Annotated in this window: 15 protein-coding genes; 6 read left to right on the forward strand and 9 right to left on the reverse strand. The window is 59.8% G+C overall.

Annotated elements, in window-relative coordinates; genetic code table 11:
- Positions 1-155: 155 nt before the first annotated feature.
- Positions 156-1,706, reverse strand: coding sequence for an exopolyphosphatase (gene ppx, locus ACJ8KE_RS20420; RefSeq protein WP_016926719.1), 1,551 nt, complete (start codon positions 1,704-1,706; stop codon positions 156-158).
- 10 nt (positions 1,707-1,716) lie between these two features.
- Positions 1,717-3,780, reverse strand: coding sequence for a polyphosphate kinase 1 (gene ppk1 / locus ACJ8KE_RS20425; RefSeq protein ID WP_016926720.1), 2,064 nt, complete (start codon positions 3,778-3,780; stop codon positions 1,717-1,719).
- A gap of 396 nt (positions 3,781-4,176) precedes the next feature.
- Between ppk1 and ACJ8KE_RS20430 the strand changes: the two genes are divergently transcribed.
- Genes ACJ8KE_RS20430 through pstB form a run of 3 tightly spaced genes read left to right on the forward strand, consistent with a single transcriptional unit; the run spans position 4,177 to position 8,835 of the window.
- Positions 4,177-6,348 carry an ABC transporter permease subunit gene (locus ACJ8KE_RS20430; RefSeq protein WP_079450419.1) on the forward strand — a complete coding sequence of 724 codons (2,172 nt, stop codon included), beginning with the start codon at positions 4,177-4,179 and terminating at the stop codon, positions 6,346-6,348.
- Positions 6,345-7,994, forward strand: coding sequence for a phosphate ABC transporter permease PstA (gene pstA, locus ACJ8KE_RS20435; RefSeq protein WP_016926722.1), 1,650 nt, complete (start codon positions 6,345-6,347; stop codon positions 7,992-7,994). Before ACJ8KE_RS20430 ends, pstA begins: the two co-directional genes overlap by 4 nt.
- A 28-nt stretch (positions 7,995-8,022) precedes the next feature.
- Entirely contained in the window at positions 8,023-8,835 is an 813-nt protein-coding gene (gene pstB / locus ACJ8KE_RS20440; RefSeq protein ID WP_019452422.1) for a phosphate ABC transporter ATP-binding protein PstB, read from the forward strand.
- A gap of 280 nt (positions 8,836-9,115) precedes the next feature.
- Here pstB and ACJ8KE_RS20445 read toward each other — a convergent pair whose 3' ends face one another.
- The 4 genes from ACJ8KE_RS20445 to purM all read right to left on the reverse strand — a co-directional run bounded on the left by ACJ8KE_RS20445 (position 9,116) and on the right by purM (position 11,875).
- Entirely contained in the window at positions 9,116-9,337 is a 222-nt protein-coding gene (locus tag ACJ8KE_RS20445) for a hypothetical protein (RefSeq protein ID WP_016926724.1), read from the reverse strand.
- A gap of 197 nt (positions 9,338-9,534) precedes the next feature.
- On the reverse strand, positions 9,535-10,086 hold the full coding sequence (speG, locus tag ACJ8KE_RS20450) for a spermidine N1-acetyltransferase (protein ID WP_028127778.1): 552 nt from the start codon (positions 10,084-10,086) through the stop codon (positions 9,535-9,537).
- 113 nt (positions 10,087-10,199) lie between these two features.
- Positions 10,200-10,838 carry a phosphoribosylglycinamide formyltransferase gene (gene purN, locus ACJ8KE_RS20455; RefSeq protein ID WP_004941635.1) on the reverse strand — a complete coding sequence of 213 codons (639 nt, stop codon included), beginning with the start codon at positions 10,836-10,838 and terminating at the stop codon, positions 10,200-10,202.
- Positions 10,838-11,875, reverse strand: coding sequence for a phosphoribosylformylglycinamidine cyclo-ligase (gene purM / locus ACJ8KE_RS20460; protein WP_016926726.1), 1,038 nt, complete (start codon positions 11,873-11,875; stop codon positions 10,838-10,840). The genes purN and purM overlap by 1 nt, the downstream gene beginning before the upstream one ends.
- A 255-nt stretch (positions 11,876-12,130) precedes the next feature.
- Between purM and upp the strand changes: the two genes are divergently transcribed.
- Together upp and uraA are read left to right on the forward strand one after the other, a co-directional pair.
- Positions 12,131-12,757: a uracil phosphoribosyltransferase gene (gene upp / locus ACJ8KE_RS20465; RefSeq protein WP_004941642.1), complete on the forward strand. Its 627-nt coding sequence runs from the start codon at positions 12,131-12,133 to the stop codon at positions 12,755-12,757.
- A gap of 207 nt (positions 12,758-12,964) precedes the next feature.
- The gene (uraA, locus tag ACJ8KE_RS20470) at positions 12,965-14,254 is read left to right on the forward strand and encodes a uracil permease (RefSeq protein ID WP_004941645.1); all 1,290 of its coding nucleotides are present in this window, start codon (positions 12,965-12,967) and stop codon (positions 14,252-14,254) included.
- A 47-nt stretch (positions 14,255-14,301) separates the two neighbouring features.
- On the opposite strand, the gene ACJ8KE_RS20475 is transcribed toward uraA, so the two are convergent.
- Together ACJ8KE_RS20475 and ACJ8KE_RS20480 are read right to left on the reverse strand one after the other, a co-directional pair.
- On the reverse strand, positions 14,302-14,550 hold the full coding sequence (locus ACJ8KE_RS20475; RefSeq protein WP_016926728.1) for a GlsB/YeaQ/YmgE family stress response membrane protein: 249 nt from the start codon (positions 14,548-14,550) through the stop codon (positions 14,302-14,304).
- A gap of 33 nt (positions 14,551-14,583) precedes the next feature.
- Complete coding sequence (locus ACJ8KE_RS20480; protein WP_016926729.1) at positions 14,584-15,099, reverse strand: hypothetical protein; 516 nt, start codon at positions 15,097-15,099, stop codon at positions 14,584-14,586.
- 272 nt (positions 15,100-15,371) lie between these two features.
- Between ACJ8KE_RS20480 and hda the strand changes: the two genes are divergently transcribed.
- Positions 15,372-16,073, forward strand: coding sequence for a DnaA inactivator Hda (hda, locus tag ACJ8KE_RS20485; protein WP_025159568.1), 702 nt, complete (start codon positions 15,372-15,374; stop codon positions 16,071-16,073).
- A 48-nt stretch (positions 16,074-16,121) separates the two neighbouring features.
- Here hda and arsC read toward each other — a convergent pair whose 3' ends face one another.
- Positions 16,122-16,475 (reverse strand): arsenate reductase (glutaredoxin), encoded by a 354-nt coding sequence (gene arsC / locus ACJ8KE_RS20490; RefSeq protein WP_015378717.1) that lies wholly within the window; start codon positions 16,473-16,475, stop codon positions 16,122-16,124.
- Positions 16,476-16,494 lie beyond the last annotated feature (19 nt).

Below are 16,494 nucleotides of genomic sequence, written 5' to 3' on the forward strand. Positions count from 1 at the left end.
TGTGTTATTCGCTCGAGAATTTGTAACCGGATTTTAGGCGCTGATGACAAAAGTTGTCCATTTTTTTCCGGCGTGCGGCGCGGCGTATTAGGGTTTCGTTTAGGTTGACGGGGCGGGGCGGAAAGAAAAACCCCCTGGCTGGCAGGGGGCGGGGATCAGGCGGAGCGCTGTTCGTCTTGCGAGCCTTCTTCGTCGATCAGCAGCTTCCAGCCGACGACGTCGTTCCAGTAGGCCTGCTCGCGCTCGAAGTCCAGCTGCACCAGGTTGTTCTGCGCCAGGTAGCCGGCCGGGAAGCGCAGCGTCCAGTGGTTGTCGTCGGTGGTCAGGCGCAGCGTTTCCGGCGTGGTGGTCGACTGCCGCTGGTTGTTGAGCAGGGTGCTCAGACGCAGCAGCTGGATCAGCGGCAGGTAGTGTTTCTTCTTGAACAGATTGAGGCGCGGCAGCTCTTCCAGCTTGATCGCTTTGCGGTGGAAACGCACCAGCGCCGCCAGCAGCAGCTGCTGTTCCTGGTTGAAGCCGGGCAGGTTGGAGTTTTGCAGAATGTAGGCCGAATGGCGGTGCATGCCGCTGTGGTTGATGCTCAGCCCCACCTCGTGCAGCATGGCGGCCCATTTCAGCAGGGCCTCCAGCTGCGGATGCACCAGCTTGGTGTTTTGCGCCATCCACTGCGAGTAGAGCAGCTCGGTGGTTTCCAGCACCCGCTTGGCCTGTTCGCGGTCGATGTTGTAGTGATCGGCCAGACTTTTGGCGGTGCGGCTGCGGATGTCCTGGTGGCGGAAGCGGCCTTCCATTTCATACAGCACGCCTTCGCGCAGCGCGCCGTCGGACAGGCGCAGATCGCGGATCGCCAGCGCGTCGAACACGCCGCACAGGATAGCCAGCCCCGGCACGAACACCGATTGGCGATCCTCCGACAGCCCCGGCAGGCTCAACGAGCCGAAGCTTTTGAACTGCAGCACCTGTTCGGCGAGCATTTCCAGACGATCCAGGGTGATGAGACCGTCTTTTTCGCCCATCGCCACCAGCACTTCGTGGGCGGCCTTGATGGTGCCCGAGGCGCCCAGCGCGTACTGCCAGCCCTGAATGCGGTACTGCCAGGCCAGCGTTTCCAGCTTCTGCGCCGCCGCCAGCCGCGCGCGGCGGAAGTTGTTTTTGCTGATCTCGCCGCCCGGGAAGAACAGCTGGGCGAAGCTGACGCAGCCCATGCGGCGGCTTTCCGCCAGCAGCGGCTCGAAGTCTTCGCCGATCACCAGCTCGGTGGAGCCGCCGCCGATGTCGATCACCAGCTTGCGGCCCTTCTCCGGTTGGGTGTGTTCCACGCCCATGAAGATCAGACGCGCCTCTTCCTGGCCGGCGATGATTTCGATCGGGTAGGGGATCACTTTGGCGGCGCGCTTGAGGAACACTTCAGCGTTCACCGCCTGACGCAGGGTGTGGGTCCCGACGATGGTGACGTTATCCGCCGGGAAGCCCTGCAGCCGTTCGGCAAACAGCGCCAGGCAGGCCAGGCCGCGTTCTATCGCCTCTTCACTGAGTACGTTGTTGCTGTCCAATCCGTCGGCGAGATGCACCCGCTGTTTTAAACGGCCCAATACCTGTAAGGCGCCGTTGACGACGCGGGCGATCACCATGTGGAAACTGTTCGACCCGAGGTCGATGGCGGCGATTTCCTGCGGTTTGTTCGTTGCAGTGTTTTTTAGCGGCATAGTTGCTGGCCTACTGTCCTGGTTGTTCCAGAGCTTTTAAATACTCGTAAATAGCCACCTGGGCGCGCACTTTGCGGCGGTTGCCGCGCGGAACGTACTGGTTGCTCAGTTCTTTATCCACATAACGGGCCTTGACCGTATCGCTGAACAGGATCTCCAGAATGTCCAGAACGCGCTGTTTCAGCGCCGGATCCAGCAGCGATACCGCCACTTCGATACGGTAATCTATGTTGCGGGTCATCCAGTCGGCGGAGGACAGATACACCCGTTTGTCACCTTTGTTGTCGAAAACGTAAACCCGATCGTGTTCCAAAAAGCGATCGACGATGCTGATCACCTGAATATTGTCGCTGATCCCCGGCAGGTTGGGAATCAGGGAACACATGCCCCGCACCAGCAGACGGATCTTCACGCCAGCGCCGGACGCGGTATATAACCGATCTACCAGCCCTTTATCCACCAGATTATTTATTTTCAACATAATGCCGGCCTGTTCCCCGGCCTGGGCGTTGGCGATTTCGTTGTCAATCAGCTCATACAACTTCAGGCGCGAGTTCTGCGGCGACACCATCAGGTTGTCGAAGGTGACCGGCCGGTAGGGGTTCTCGATAAAGTTGAACACCCGGCGCACCTCGTTGGTGATGCGCGAGTCGGCGGTCAACAGCGAATAGTCGGTGTAGATGCGCGCGGTTTTTTCGTTAAAGTTGCCGGTGCCGATATGAGCATAGCGCACAATTTCATCGCCTTCACGGCGCGAAATCAGGAACAGTTTGGCGTGGATTTTCAGCCCCGGCGCGGAGAAGATCACGTGTACGCCGGCCTCGGTCAGGCGCTTCGCCCAGTGAATGTTGGCCTCTTCGTCGAAGCGCGCCTGCAGTTCGACCACCACCGTGACTTTCTTGCCGTTGTGCGCGGCGTGGATCATCGATTCGATGATGCGCGAATCTTTCGCCACCCGGTAGATGTTGATTTTGATCGCCAGCACGCTCGGATCGAACGACGCCTGGCGCAGCAGCTCCAGCACGTGCTCAAAGGTGTGGTACGGGTAGTAGAGCAGCACGTCCTTTTCGCGAATGGCGTCGAAGCCGTTGCGGAAACCGTCGAACCAGATGTGGCGCAGGCGCGGCAGCGGCTTGTTGACCAGGTTGGCTTTGCCGACGTTCGGGAAGCTGATGAAATCTTTAAAGTTGTGGTAGCGGCCGCCGGCGATCACCGAATCGTAGTTGGAGATGCCCAGCTTGCCGCGCAGCAGCTCCACCATTTCGTTCGGCATGTCGCGCTGATAAACGAAGCGCACCGGCTCGGCGGTGAGGCGCTGTTTCAGGCTGGAGGACATCAGTTCCAGCAGGCTGGATTCCATTTCGGTCACCAGATCGTACTCGGCGTCACGGGTCATCTTCATCGAATAGGCGTTGAGCGCGTCGTAGTCGAAGAAGCCCTTGAAGATATCGTCCAGGCAGTAGCGCAGGATGTTGTCGAGCAGGATCATCGGCTTGCGGCGGCGCGGCGCTTCCGGTGGCAGATTGACGAAGCGCGGCACCTTGTCCGACGGGATCTCCAGCAGCGCATAGTCGGTGCGCGCGCCGCGGATAATCTCCACCGCCAGATAGGTGTAATCGTCTTTCAGGAACTGCACCAGGTTGGTGTCGTGGTTGATCAGGATCGGCGTGATGTGCTGGCGCAGGTGCTGTTTGAAATATTGCCGCAGCCAGATTTGCTGGTTCTCGGACACCTGGCGTTCGTTGATCAGGAAGATCTGGTTGCGCGCCATTTCCAGCAGCAGATCGTTGTACAGACCGTCGAACTCCTGATCGGTTTTCAGCACCTTGGCCTGGATCTTTTTCAGCAGATGGCGTGAAGAACCGGCGGAGCCTTGCTCTTCGCTGATCAGGATGCGCCGTTTGAGATCGGCGAAGCGGACTTTATAGAACTCGTCGAGGTTGTTGGAGTAAATGCCCAGAAAACGCATACGTTCAATCAGGGGATTGCTCTTATCTGCGGCTTCCTGCAACACGCGCTCATTAAAGGATAACCAGCTTAGTTCTTTTTCGATGTAGAGCTTTTCCTGACCCATTGCCACTCCAGTTCAAATTTAGAATAGGATCCGGGACGCAGCGCCCGGATGCCGCTCTAGTGTCCTTCATCATTATTGCGAGAGATTGACAGGAAAGTCCAACATATCCATTGCGTTGGCGCGCGGCGTTTTTCGGCGGCAATAAATTTTCTCAGAGGTGGGGCGCCAGGTGGCGAAATGAACAGCAGGAAATGACGATTAGCAGACTTATTCTTGGTGATATTAAGCGTGTTTACGTTCATTTTTCAGCAATATATCAAAGCCATATTGTCTTTTTGCAGTGTAAAAAACCTGGGTTATGGTGGGTAACTTTGTCATGCAAACGTCATAAAACTGACATAAGATGCCCGGTTATCTTACGGCGCAAGCCCGATTACATCAGCGACAGCGAGACACATGATACAGACGACGGCCAATCAACATCCCCGAGATCGCATGCGCGGGCGCATCGACCGCGGCGTGCAGGCGGCAGTGACCGCCAGCGGGCTGATGGTGCTGATGACGTTGATGCTGATCTTCGTTTATCTGCTGTTTGCGGTGCTGCCGTTGTTCAAACCGGCCTCGCTCGGCCAGGCGCAGCCGCTGCCGCTCACGGTATCGGCCCCGGCGCTGGCGCTGGGCATGGACGTGCAGCAGCGCGTCGGTTATCGCATCGACGCGCAGGGCTCGGGGCAATTTTATCGCCTGACGCCGGCGCCGAGCGGCCAGGCTCAGACGCCGCTGGCGCAGCAGACGCTGTTGGCCAAACCGACGCTGCTCGCGCAGGCCGCCGGCGAGCGCGATCTGTTTGCGTTGGCGCAGGCTGACGGCCGGTTGGTGGTGGCGCGCGCGGATTTCGCCACGGCGGAAAACGGCCGGCCGCAGTGGCAGTTCCCGCTCGGGCAGCAGCCATTGGCGCTGGATCCACAGCGCAAGCCGCTGAAACTGCTGTCGCTGGCGGATGCGCATCGCGGGCAGTATCTGCTGGCCGGAGTGACCGACGATCGGCGGCTGGTGTTCGGCCGCTTCAGCCCCGACCGGCCGCCACAGTTTAGCGAGCGGCCGCTGGAGCACGACGGGGAGCAGCTGGTGCTGACGCCGGATGGCCGCCAGCTTTATCTGCTGACCGGCAACCGGCTGGCGCGTTATCAGATCGACGGCGCACAGGTGCAGCTGCGTGAAACGCGTACCCTTGGCGAACATGCACCGTATCAGATGACGGCGCTGCCCGGCGGCAGCGCGCTTCTGATCAAGGGCGCCGACGGCAACCTGCGCGAGTGGTTCGAGGTGGAAAAAGATCGGCGCTGGCGCCTGACGCCGGTGCAGCATTTCGACCACGGCGCCGACGGGCAGGAGCTGACGGTGGCTGAACCTTATCGCCGGGTGTTCGCCACCCTGCGGCCCGATGGCGGCTTCTCGCTGTTCTCCGCCATTCAACCGCAGCCGCTGCTGAATACCCGTTTGGGCGCCGAGGTGCGGCAGATGGCGTTCGCGCCGCGCGGCGATGGCCTGCTGTTGGAGAGCGCGCAGGGCTGGCAGCGCTATGCGCTCGACAACCCGTATCCGGACGTCACCTGGCGTTCGTTGTGGGGCAAGGTGTGGTATGAGAACTACCCGCAGCCGGCCTATGTCTGGCAGTCCACCTCCGGCGAAGACAGTTACCAACCTAAATTCAGCCTGATGCCGGTGATCTTCGGCACCTTTAAGGCGGCGGCTTACGCGATGCTGTTCGCCATCCCGCTGGCCTTGGCCGGCGCCATCTATACCGCTTACTTTATGACGCCGGGGCTGCGGCGGGTGATCAAACCGGCTATCGAAGTGATGGGCGCGCTGCCGACGGTGGTGATCGGGCTGGTGGCCGGCATTTGGCTGGCGCCGATCATCGAGCAGTATCTGTTGGCGGTGCTGGCGTTGCCGCTGCTGTTGGCGGCGGCGGTGTTGCTGTGCGGCGCGTTGACCCATCGCTTTATGCCGCGCTGCCGGCCGGGCGTCGATCTGCTGTTGCTATTACCGCTGCTGGCGTTGACGGTGTGGCTGGCGCTCAGCCTGGGGCCGCGGCTGGAGGTGGCGTTGTTCGGTGAGCCGCTGCATTTCTGGCTGGGGGATAATTATGATCAGCGCAATGCGCTGGTGGTGGGCGTGGCGATGGGCTTCGCGCTGGTGCCGATCATCTTCTCTCTGGCGGAGGACGCGCTGTTCAGCGTGCCGGCGACCCTGAGCCAGGGCTCTTTGGCGCTGGGCGCCACCCAGTGGCAGACGGTGATCAAGGTGGTGCTGCCATCCGCCAGCGCCGGCATTTTCTCCGCGCTGATGATCGGCTTTGGCCGCGCGGTGGGGGAAACCATGATCGTGCTGATGGCCACCGGCAACACGCCGATTATCGATGGCAGCCTGTTCCAGGGGCTGCGCGCGCTGGCGGCCAACATCGCCATTGAAATGCCGGAGGCGGTCTCCGGCAGCAGCCATTACCGCGTGCTGTTCCTGACCGCGCTGGTGCTGTTTGTCTTCACCTTCGTGTTCAACACGCTGGCGGAGGCGGTGCGCCTGCGGTTGCGCAAGCGTTACACGCCGAATCAGGAGGCGCCATGAAGAGCTGGGTGAAGAGCGGGTCGCCGTGGATATGGCTGACCGCCGGTTCGGTGGCCGTCAGCCTGCTGGCGCTGATCGGCATTCTGTTGCTGCTGGCCGGGCAGGGGATGCGCTATTTCTGGCCGAGCCCGGTTTATCAGTTCGAACTGAATCAGAACGGCGCCGGGCCGGTGACGGTGATCGGCGAGTTGTACCAGCAACAAAGCATTTCCCGGCGCCAACTGGCCGAGGCGGGCGTCACGCCGCCGGGCGAGGCGCAGAGCGTCGAACGCTATCTGATTAAGGTCGGCAACCGCGAGCGCGAGGGGCAGGATTTCCGCACGCTGCTGGCCAGAGACATCCGCAGCCAAAGCACGCCGCGCAGCCTGCTGGTGCTGGAGCGTGATAGCCACGGCACCGCCTACGGCTATCTGGCAGGGCTGCTGGAGGATGGGCAACCGCTGACCGGCCGCAATCTGGGGCAGGCGCTGCAGCAGCGGCTGCCGCAAATCGCCGCGCTCTCGCGCCAGGCGCACGACATTCAATTCCGCGACATGGCGCGCATCAATCAGCAGTTTGACGCGCTGCGGTTGCGGGAAAAGCGCCTGCAGCGCGACGATAAGCTGGACGCCCGCGCGCAGGACGCCATCAAGGCCGAACGGCTGGAGCTGCAGCGGCAGTATCAGCTGCTGTCCGAACGTCTGGCGGGGCTGAACCGCGATCGCCAGCGCGACGCGCTGCTGCTGCGCGACATGCACGGGCAGACGTTGACCATTCCGCTCAGTCAGGTGCGCGATGCCTGGTACCCGAACGCCATGAACACCGCCGAGAAGCTGGCGCACTGGGGCGAGCAGGTGAAGAAGTTCCTCACCGACAGCCCGCGCGAAGCGAATACAGAAGGCGGGGTGTTCCCGGCCATTTTCGGCACGGTGTTGATGGTGATCCTGATGTCGATCGTGGTGATGCCGTTTGGCGTGATCGCGGCGGTATATCTGCACGAGTATGCCGGCAACAATCTGCTGACGCGGGTGATCCGCATCGCGGTGGTCAACCTGGCCGGCGTGCCCTCGATCGTCTACGGCGTCTTCGGCCTCGGCTTCTTCGTTTATATGATCGGCGGCACGCTCGATCAGCTGTTCTATCCTGAATCCTTGCCCAACCCGACTTTCGGCACGCCCGGCGTGCTGTGGGCGGCGCTGACGCTGGCGCTGCTGACGCTGCCGGTGGTGATCGTCGCCACCGAGGAAGGGCTGTCGCGCATTCCCACCTCGCTGCGGCAGGGCTCGATGGCGTTGGGCGCCAGCCGGGCCGAGACGTTGTGGCGCATCGTGCTGCCGATGGCGGCGCCGGCGATGATGACCGGCCTGATCCTGGCAGTGGCGCGCGCCGCCGGGGAGACCGCGCCGCTGATGTTGGTGGGGGTCGTGAAATCGGTGCCGGTGCTGCCGGTGGACGAGATTTTCCCGTATTTGCACCTGGAGCGGAAGTTCATGCATTTGAGCTTCCAGATCTACGATATGGCATTCCAGAGCCCGAGCGTAGAGGCGGCGCGGCCGCTGGTGTTCGCCACCGCCTTCCTGCTGGTGACGATCGTGGTGAGTTTGAATCTGGCGGCGATGGGTATCCGCCATTCGTTGAGGGAGCGGTACCGAGCATGGTCGCAGTAACAATGACGCTATTTTTGGGGAGTGCGTAATGGGTTTGATGACGCCAGGCAGTTTGCCCCGGCTGGATGTCCAGCATCTCGACGATGAACAGACCGCGCTGGCGGTCAACGGCCTGAACCTGTTTTATGGTGACAAGCAGGTGTTGCACGATATCTCGTTACGTATCCCGAAGCACCGGGTGACGGCTTTGATTGGTCCCTCGGGCTGCGGCAAATCGACGCTGCTGCGCTGTTTCAACCGCATGAACGATCTGGTGGACAACTGCCGCATCGAGGGCGATCTGCAGCTGAACGGCGCGGCGATCTCCGGCGCGCAGATCGACGTGGCGGCGCTGCGGCGGCGGGTGGGCATGGTGTTCCAGCGGCCGAACCCGTTCCCGAAATCGATCTATGAAAACGTGGTGTACGGCCTGCGGCTGCAGGGCGTGCGCGACCGGCGCTTGCTGGATGAAGCGGTGGAGCGTTCGCTGCGCGCCGCCGCGCTGTGGCATGAGGTGAAGGACCGGCTGCGCGAAAATGCGTTCCGCTTGTCCAGCGGCCAGCAGCAGCGCCTGGTGATCGCGCGCGCCATCGCCATCGAGCCGGAAGTATTGCTGCTCGACGAGCCGACCTCGGCGCTCGATCCGATCTCCACGCTGACCATCGAAGAGCTGATTTCCGCACTCAAGCAGCGCTATAGCGTGGTGCTGGTGACGCACAACATGCAGCAGGCGGCGCGGGTCTCCGACTACACCGCCTTTATTCATCAGGGCCGGCTGGTGGAGTACAACGACACCGACGCCATTTTCACCTCGCCGCGCCAGCGCCGCACCGAGGATTATATTACCGGGCGATATGGGTGAGGGATGAGCGACGGAGGTTTTCGCTCCGTCGCCGGCAATGGCCGTTGCAGTCGGCCTGCGTCTGCTGTTTTATTTTACCCGCGCATTAAGCCGGCATGAATTAAGGCATGGCATAAGTCTGATTGCCGGCGAGTTTGTTTTATTCATTTTTCATCATGTGGAATTCAATCCATTCTCTGCAATTTATTATCAACCACAATTATGTTGTCGGTGATGATCAATATAATTGTTCATGTCGATAATGGCTGTGGCGGGCTCGGCGGTGCTGAAATGGTAATCCTTAATGCGCGCGGCCTTTAGCCGAAACCCGCAGCACCAACCCCACCAGCAGCAACGCAGCGCCCGAGGCATAGAGTGGGAACCAGCGCGTCCACCAGAGCGGGGAAAACAGCGGGGTGCTATTGGGATCTGCAGGCGCGTAGCCGCTATAGGTATTCAGGCCGGCGGCGATGGCGAGCATCGCCAGGCCGATAAAAAGCAGCAGGTTTGAGACGGTCGTCATGGCATTTTTCCTTTGTAGAGGCAGAGGGTAATTCTTACTATTAATTATTTTTCGATTAATTATTTCGGTTAAATATTATTTATTTCCGCATTCATCAGGCTATTTCCTGACGATAAAATAGCATCTATTAATACTAGTCGCTTATTTTCCAATAAAAAACCCGCCTGGGCGGGTTTTCTCTTTTTTCTCGCGAATTGTCACTTCACCAGCGGCTTATCGCTTGGCGTTTTGAACTTCGCCAGATATTGCGGCTGGAAGATGCACATGCGCAGCACGGTGCGGTATTCGCCGTTGACGAAGAACTCGTCGATCAGCTCGCCTTCCACGTTGAAGCCCAGCTTGCTGTAGATGTGGATCGCCTTCGGGTTCTCCTTATCGACGATCAGGTACAGCTTGTACAGGTTCAGCACCGAGAAACCGTAGTCCATCGCCAGGCGGGCGGCGGTGCTGGCATAGCCTTTGCCCTGGTGGGCGGGATCGATGATGATCTGGAACTCAGCGCGGCGGTGGATGTGATCGATCTCCACCAGCTCTACCAGGCCGACCTTGGCGCCTTCGTGCTCGATGATAAAGCGGCGCTCGCTCTGATCGTGGATGTGTTTGTCGTAGAGATCGGAAAGCTCGACAAAGGCTTCGTAGGGTTCTTCAAACCAATAGCGCATGACGCTGGCGTTGTTGTCCATCTGGTGGACGAACGACAGATCGTCCCGTTCCAATGGGCGTAACCTGACGCTGGCAGTGCTGGACATGTGGGCTCCTCTGTGCCGTGAAATTGTGCAAAGTATAACTTCACAGAATGGATGAAGGCGAAAAAAAACGGCGCCGCGCGGGCGCCGTTTAGGCAAGGTTCAGGCTGCGCGCATCAGTCGGCGGCGTGACCCTGTTCAGGCAGGCGTTCGCCGTCCAGCCAGGCGGCGCCGTCGCGCATCGCCAGGCGGCCGTCGACGAACCAGCTCACCACCAGCGGATAGATCGTGTGTTCCTGGGTTTGCACCCGTTCAACCACGTCATCCTCTTCGTCGTCAGCGAAAATCGGCACCTTGGCCTGCAAGATCACCGGGCCGCCGTCGAGCTGTTCGGTCACGAAGTGCACCGAGGTGCCGTGTTCGCTGTCGCCGTTGTCAATGGCCTGACGGTGGGTATGCAGCCCCGGGTATTTCGGCAGCAGGGAAGGGTGGATGTTCAGCATGCGGCCGGCATAGCGCTGCACGAACTGCGGGCTGAGGATGCGCATGTAGCCGGCCAGCACCACCAGATCGGGCTGGTACTGGTCGATGGCGTCCGCCAACGCGGCGTCGAACGCCGTGCGATCGGCGTAGGCCTTGGCATCCAGCGCTTGGGCGGCGATGCCCGCCGCTTCGGCGCGTTGCAGGCCATAAGCCTGCGCCTTGTTGCTGAACACCGCCACGATTTCGGCGGCGATGCGGCCCTGCTGGCAGGCGTCAATCAGCGCCTGGAGATTGCTCCCCTGGCCGGAGACCAACACCACGATCTTTTTCATCAGTTGATGACCACTTGTTGTTCGTCGGAAGAGGCGGTCAGTTTACCGATTTTCCACGCTTTTTCACCTGCCGCGGTCAGCAGCGCGATGGCCGCTTCCACTTCGGCTTCCGGCAGGGCGATGACCATGCCTACGCCGCAGTTGAAGGTGCGGTACATTTCATGACGGCTGACGTTGCCGGCCTGCTGCAGCCAGGTGAACACCGCCGGCCACTGCCAGCTGGCTTCGTCGATCACCGCCTGCATGCCTTCCGGCAGCACGCGCGGAATGTTTTCCCAGAAGCCGCCGCCGGTGAGGTGAGCGATGGCGTGTACGTCAACCTTCTCGATCAGCTCCAGCACGGACTTCACGTAAATTTTGGTCGGCGCCAGCAGGTGGTCGGCCAGCGGCTTGCCTTCCAGCTGAGTGGCGGTCGGATCGGTGTTGCTCACTTCCAGGATCTTGCGCACCAGCGAGTAGCCGTTGGAGTGCGGGCCGGAAGCGCCCAGGGCGATCAGCGCATCGCCGGACTGCACTTTGCTGCCGTCGATGATCTCGGATTTTTCGACCACGCCGACGCAGAAACCGGCCACGTCGTAGTCTTCGCCGTGGTACATGCCCGGCATTTCAGCGGTTTCGCCGCCCACCAGCGCACAGCCGGACTGTTTGCAGCCCTCGGCGATGCCGGTGATCACGCTGGCCGCGGTGTCCACATCCAGCTTGCCGGTCGCGTAGTAGTCGAGGAAGAACAGCGGCTCGGCGCCCTGAACCACCAGATCGTTGACGCACATCGCCACCAGATCGATGCCGATGGTGTCGTGGCGTTTCAGATCCATCGCCAGACGCAGCTTGGTGCCCACGCCGTCGGTACCGGAAACCAGCACCGGCTCGCGGTATTTCTGCGGCAACGCACACAGGGCGCCAAACCCGCCCAGACCGCCCATCACTTCCGGGCGACGGGTCTGTTTAACTACACCTTTGATGCGATCTACCAATGCGTTGCCTGCATCGATATCGACACCTGCGTCTTTATAGCTGAGAGAGGTTTTGTCGGTCACTGCGCGATTCCCCACGACGGTTTGCGGTTTGAAAACTGTGCTTCCGATGTTGATTCCGGAATAAGGCGCGGCAATTCTAACAGCGCAGGCAAACGTTTGCGAGCGGCTTGTGAACCGGCTCCGCTTTTTCGTCATCTATACTGATATTCAAACTTTTGTTGATCCCGATCGGGCTATTGTGGGTGGCGCGGCGAAAAAAAGGAGGTATAATCCCGCGATTTTTTTGGCCGCAACCACCTTAATAGGAGAAAAATGATGAAGATCGTTGAGGTGAAACACCCGCTGGTAAAACACAAGCTTGGCCTGATGCGCGAAAATGACATCAGCACCAAACGCTTCCGTGAGCTGGCCTCAGAAGTGGGTAGTTTACTGACCTATGAAGCGACCGCCGATCTGGAGACGGAAAAAGTCACCATCGAAGGCTGGTGCGGGCCAGTTGAAGTGGATCAGATCAAAGGGAAAAAGATTACCGTAGTGCCAATCCTGCGCGCAGGTCTGGGCATGATGGAAGGGGTGCTGGAGCACGTGCCGAGCGCGCGCATCAGCGTGGTGGGCGTATACCGCGACGAAGAAACCCTGGAGCCGGTGCCGTACTTCCAGAAACTGGTTTCCAACATCGAAGAGCGCATGGCGCTGGTCGTCGACCCGATGCTGGCCACCGGCGGTTCGATGATCGCCACTATCGATCTGCTGAAGAAAGCCGGCTGCCACAGCATCAAGGTGCTGGTTCTGGTCGCGGCGCCGGAAGGCATCGCCGCGCTGGAGAAAGCGCATCCGGACGTTGAGCTGTACACTGCCTCCATCGATCAGTGTCTGAACGACAAGGGCTACATCGTGCCGGGCCTGGGCGATGCGGGCGACAAGATATTTGGTACCAAGTAAACATTTGAGCCGACTTAACGAGTCGGCTTTTTTATGCTCTTCGTCTTTCAAGCTACAGCGTTGTTGGCTGCAGGCAATAACCCCAGTCACTTATTTGATATAAGCTCCTGGGGATTATTGCCCTGGCCGCCTGGCTGTAACTTGAAATCCATTGAGCATAGACAATTCAGCTTGCATAACGATTAATGACTCAGAGGAAAAGCACACATGACCCGTCGCGCCATCGGCGTCAGCGAGCGCCCGCCGCTGCTCCAGACCATTCCGCTCAGCTTCCAGCACCTGTTCGCCATGTTCGGCGCCACCGTGCTGGTGCCTATCCTGTTCAAGATCAACCCGGCGACCGTGCTGTTGTTCAACGGCATCGGCACGCTGCTGTATCTGTTCATCTGTAAAGGCAAGATCCCGGCCTACCTCGGTTCCAGTTTCGCGTTTATCTCGCCGGTGTTGCTGCTGTTGCCGCTCGGTTACGAAGTGGCGTTGGGCGGTTTCATCATGTGCGGCGTGCTGTTCTGCCTGGTGGCGCTGATCGTGAAAAAGGCCGGCACCGGTTGGCTGGACGTGATGTTCCCGCCGGCGGCGATGGGGGCGATCGTCGCCGTCATCGGCCTGGAGCTGGCGGGCGTGGCGGCCAACATGGCGGGCCTGCTGCCGGCGGAAGGCGCCAGCGCCGACTCGACCACCATCACCATTTCGCTGGTGACGCTGGCGGTCACGGTGCTCGGCTCGGTGCTGTTCCGCGGCTTCCTGGCGATTATCCCGATCCTGATCGGCGTGCTGGTGGGCTATGCGCTGTCGTTCTTCATGGGCGTGGTGGATTTGACTCCGATCCGCGAGGCGCACTGGTTCGCGCTGCCGACCTTTTACACCCCGCGCTTTGAGTGGTTCGCCATCTTCACCATTCTGCCGGCGGCGCTGGTGGTGATCGCCGAGCACGTCGGCCACCTGGTGGTGACCGCCAACATCGTGAAGAAAGACCTGATCCGCGATCCGGGCCTGCACCGCTCGATGTTCGCCAACGGCATCTCGACGGTATTCTCGGGCTTCTTCGGCTCCACGCCGAACACTACCTACGGCGAGAACATCGGCGTGATGGCCATCACCAAGGTCTACAGCACCTGGGTGATCGGCGGCGCGGCGGTGCTGGCGATCCTGCTGTCCTGCATCGGCAAGCTGGCGGCGGCGATCCAGGCGGTGCCGGTGCCGGTGATGGGCGGCGTTTCCCTGCTGCTGTACGGCGTGATCGGCGCCTCGGGCATTCGCGTGCTGATCGAATCCAAAGTGGATTACAACAAAGCGCAAAACCTGATTTTAACCTCGGTGATCCTGATTATCGGCGTGAGCGGCGCCAAGGTGCATATCGGCGCGGCGGAGCTGAAAGGCATGGCGCTGGCGACCATCGTCGGCATTGGCTTGAGCCTGCTGTTCAAGGTCATCAGCCTGTTCCGCAAGGAAGAAGAGGTGCTCGACGCGCCGGACGAACCGGCGGAGCAGAAGTAACGAAAAGGGCAGCCCTTGGGCTGCCCTTTTGACTTATGGCATTCGCCTTAACTGCGAATTTTGCGGTACACGAACAGCACCACGATGGCGCCGATAACCGCCACCACGAAGCTGCCGAAGTTGAAGCCGTCAACCTTGCCGTAGCCGAAGAAGGTGCTGATATAGCCGCCGACCACGGCGCCGATGATCCCCAGCACGACGGTCAGAATAAAGCCGCCGCCGTCTTTGCCGGGCATGATCCACTTAGCCAAAATACCGGCGATCAGGCCGAAGATAATCCAGGAAATAATCCCCATTTACTGCTCCTTTCTTTTGTGGCTGAGAATAGCTTACTGCTGGGTGGCCGGCTGAGTATTGCCGTTCACCGCCGCATCGGTTTCTTGTTTCAACTCTTGCGCTTTGTTTTCGGCGCTGTTCTTGATGGCTTCGGTCTTCGCCTTGGCCTGCTCGGTCAGATCGTTGGCGCCGTTGATGGCGTCGTTTTTGATGGCCTTGGCCTGATCCACCAACTGCTGGCTCTGTTTGCCTGCGTCGTCTTTGATCGCGGCGGCCTTGGCCTTGGCGTCGTTGGTGATGGCGTCCGCCTGCTTGGCGGCGTCTTCTTTAATCGCCGAAGCTTTGTCTTTCAGCTGATCCGCCTGAGTGGCGGCCTCTTTTTTGATTTCATCCGCCGTCGCTTTCGCCTTGTCCGTCAGATCGTCCGCTTTTTTCTGGGCGGCGTCTTTCATCTGCTCGGCGCTGTCTTTGGCTTTATCCAGGTTGGCGTCAACCTTGGACGAGTCATCACAGCCGGCAACCAACAACCCGATAAAGGAGGCCAACAGCACTTTATTCCATACTTTCATCGTCTATATCCTTGCAGAAACCTTGTTGATGGTGATTGCGTTTAGCCTACCTATACTAGGCCAGATTTGGCTTAAATGACAAATTTAACCTGCGCAGGCATGGGGTTAGGGAATTAACTCGGATAATTCTTGCCTTGGCGGGGGCCGCAGCCAATCAAGCGGCGCTTAGGCATTGTTCACTATTGCGGCATAAGATCCAGCCGGTTCAACAGCGCCCGTTTTCTGTGTTAAACTGCCCACGTTTTTCTGCCAGTTTTGGTTGAGGTGCTTCTCTGAATACGCCGGCACAGCTTTCACTGCCACTTTATCTTCCCGATGATGAAACTTTCGCCAGTTTTTATCCGGGCGAGAACCCATCCCTATTAGCCGCGATCCAATCCGCCGTCCGTCAGGAACATGGCAGCTATATCTATTTTTGGTCGCGTGAAGGCGGCGGGCGCAGCCATTTGCTGCATGCGGCCTGCGCCGAGCTTTCGCAGAAGGGGGAAGCGGTGGGCTATGTGCCGCTCGACAAGCGCGCTTACTTCGTGCCTGAAGTGTTGGACGGCATGGAACAGCTGGCGCTGGTCTGCATCGACAATATCGAATGCATCGCCGGCGACGAAGAGTGGGAGATGGCGATCTTCAACCTTTACAACCGCATCCTGGAAACCGGCCGCACCCGTTTGTTCATCACCGGGGATCGCCCGCCGCGTCAGCTGAACCTGCGTTTGCCGGATCTGGCTTCGCGTCTGGATTGGGGGCAGATCTACAAGCTGCAGCCGCTGTCGGACGAAGAGAAGCTGCTGGCGCTGCAGCTGCGTGGCAAACTGCGCGGCTTCGAGCTGCCGGAAGACGTGGGCCGCTTCCTGCTGAAACGGCTGGATCGCGAGATGCGCACGCTGTTTATGACTCTCGATCAGCTCGATCGCGCCTCGATCACTGCCCAACGCAAGCTCACCATTCCGTTCGTTAAAGAAATTCTGGGGCTGTAGCCGCTACCGTAAAAGAAAGGGCGCAATAGTCCGCGCCCGAATTCGAATTTACAAAATCTCCAGCACCTGCTCCGGCGGCCGGCCGATGCGCGCCTTGCTGCCTTTCACCACGATGGGGCGTTCGATCAGTTTCGGGTTCGCCGTCATCGCCGCCAACAGTTGCTCTTCGCTCAGGCTGTCGTCCGCCAGCTTCAATTCCTTATACAGATCTTCTTTTTTGCGCATCAGATCGCGCGCCGATGTGAAGCCCAGTTCCTTCAACAGCTTTTTCAGCTCATCGACCGTAGGGGGCGTATCGAGGTACAGCACCACCTTCGGATCGACGCCGTGCTGTTCCAGCAGCGCCAGGGTTTCACGGCTCTTGGAGCAGCGTGGGTTGTGGTAAATCGTGACGTTTTTCATGGCGTTCATTCCTTGTTGA

The sequence above is a fragment of the Serratia sp. CY56464 genome (assembly GCF_052168435.1).
GTDB lineage: Bacteria > Pseudomonadota > Gammaproteobacteria > Enterobacterales > Enterobacteriaceae > Serratia > Serratia marcescens.